Origin of the sequence: Streptomyces sp. NRRL WC-3549 (assembly GCF_000721935.1) — a bacterium.
Taxonomy (GTDB): Bacteria; Actinomycetota; Actinomycetes; order Streptomycetales; family Streptomycetaceae; genus Streptomyces.
Genome location: NZ_KL585421.1, coordinates 73,718 through 76,040, shown reverse-complemented (window position 1 = coordinate 76,040; position 2,323 = coordinate 73,718). Strand labels below are relative to the sequence as shown.

1 protein-coding gene is annotated in these 2,323 nt (G+C 68.8%); it reads right to left on the bottom strand.

Annotated elements, in window-relative coordinates; translation table 11 throughout:
- Positions 1–2,138: NADP-dependent isocitrate dehydrogenase (locus IH13_RS0125680; protein WP_063837491.1), on the bottom strand; the 2,138-nt coding region annotated here is incomplete at its 3' end.
- Positions 2,139–2,323 lie beyond the last annotated feature (185 nt).

Sequence of the window (2,323 nt, the reverse complement as noted above, 5' to 3'; positions counted from 1 at the left end):
CTCAGAGATGTGTATAAGAGACAGGGCTTGCCCTGGACGGCGATCAGCTCGTCGACGATGGTCTGCTCCTGCTCGGCCAGCGTCGTGGCGAGCGGACCGAACGCCTCGGCGAGCTTGGCGTCGTCGGTCTGCTTCGCCAGCTCCTGCGCCCAGTACAGGGCCAGGTAGAAGTGGCTGCCGCGGTTGTCGATGCCACCGAGACGGCGGCTGGGCGACTTGTCCTCGTTGAGGAAGGTGGCCGTGGCACGGTCCAGGGTGTCCGCGAGGACCTGGGCGCGGGCGTTGCCCGTGGTCTGCGCGAGGTGCTCGAAGCTGACCGCGAGGGCGAGGAACTCACCCAGGCTGTCCCAGCGCAGGTAGTCCTCCTTGACGAGCTGCTGCACGTGCTTCGGCGCGGAGCCGCCGGCGCCCGTCTCGAAGAGGCCGCCGCCGTTCATCAGCGGGACGACGGAGAGCATCTTCGCGCTGGTGCCCAGCTCCAGGATCGGGAACAGGTCCGTCAGGTAGTCACGGAGCACGTTGCCGGTGACGGAGATGGTGTCCTCGCCGCGGCGGATGCGCTCCAGGGAGAAGGCGGTGGCCTTCTCCGGGGTCATGATCTCGATCTGGAGACCGTCGGTGTCGTGGTCGGCCAGGTAGGTCTTGACCTTCGCGATGAGCTGCGCGTCGTGCGCGCGGTCCTCGTCGAGCCAGAAGACGGCCGGGTTGCCGGTCGCCCGGGCGCGGGTGACGGCGAGCTTGACCCAGTCCTGGATCGGCAGGTCCTTGGTCTGGCACATCCGGAAGATGTCACCGGCGCCCACGGCCTGCTCCAGCACGGCGTCGCCGGCGGCGTCGACGACGCGGACCCTGTCTCTTATACACATGTGTATAAGAGACAGACCGTACTCCTCGGCCTTCTGCGCCATGAGGCCCACGTTGGGCACCGAGCCCATCGTGGACGGGTCGAAGGCGCCGTTGGCGCGGCAGTCGTCGATCACGACCTGGTAGACGCCCGCGTAGCTGCTGTCCGGCAGCACGGCGATGGTGTCGGCCTCCCCGCCGTCCGGGCCCCACATGTGGCCGGAGGTGCGGATCATGGCCGGCATCGAGGCGTCCACGATGACGTCGCTGGGGACGTGCAGGTTGGTGATGCCCTTGTCGGAGTCGACCATCGCCAGGGCGGGGCCCTCGGCGAGCTCGGCCTCGAAGGACTCCTTGATCTTCGCGCCCTCGGGCAGCGCCTCCAGGCCCTTGAGGATGCCGCCGAGCCCGTCGTTCGGGGTCAGGCCGGCCGCGGCGAGCGCGTCACCGTACGCGGCGAACGTCTTCGGGAAGAAGGCGCGCACCACGTGGCCGAAGATGATCGGGTCGGAGACCTTCATCATCGTGGCCTTGAGGTGCACCGAGAAGAGGACGCCCTCGGCCTTCGCGCGGGCGATCTGCGCGGTGATGAACTCGCGCAGCGCGGCGACCCGCATCACGGAGGCGTCGACGACCTCGCCGGCCAGGACGGGTACGGACTCACGCAGGACGGTGGTGGTGCCGTCGTCGCCCACGAGCTCGATGCGCAGGTTGCCCGGCTCCGTGACGACGGCGGACTTCTCGGTGGACCGGAAGTCGTCGACGCCCATCGTGGCGACGTTCGTCTTGGAGTCGGCCGTCCAGGCACCCATGCGGTGCGGGTGGGTCTTGGCGTAGTTCTTGACCGACGCGGGGGCGCGGCGGTCGGAGTTGCCCTCGCGCAGGACCGGGTTGACGGCGCTGCCCTTGACCTTGTCGTAGCGGGCGCGGACGTCCTTGTCCTCGTCGCTCTTCGGGTCGTCCGGGTAGTCCGGCAGCGCGTAGCCCTGCCCCTGGAGCTCGGCGATGGCGGCCTTGAGCTGCGGGATGGACGCCGAGATGTTCGGCAGCTTGATGATGTTGGCGCCGGGAGCCTTGGCCAGCTCGCCGAGCTCGGCGAGTGCGTCATCGATACGCTGGTCGGCCTTCAGACGCTCCGGGAAACTGGCGATGATGCGTCCGGCCAGCGAGATGTCGCGGCTCTCCACCGTGACCCCCGCGGTCGAGGCGTACGCCTCGACGACGGGCAGGAACGAGTACGTCGCCAGCGCAGGGGCCTCGTCGGTGTGCGTATAGATGATGGTCGAGTCAGTCACCGGGTGCTCCGCTCCACGTCTGCAACATTGCTTGACATCAAGATATCTCGTAGGCGCCCCCCACTCCACAGCGGCCCGCACTCATCCGGCCGGGACACGTCTGCCCTGAGCACCGTGCGCGCGGGGTCAGTGTCCGGCGCCGGCCCGGGAGGCACCCGGTACCGGCGGCCGGTGCTCGTACCACC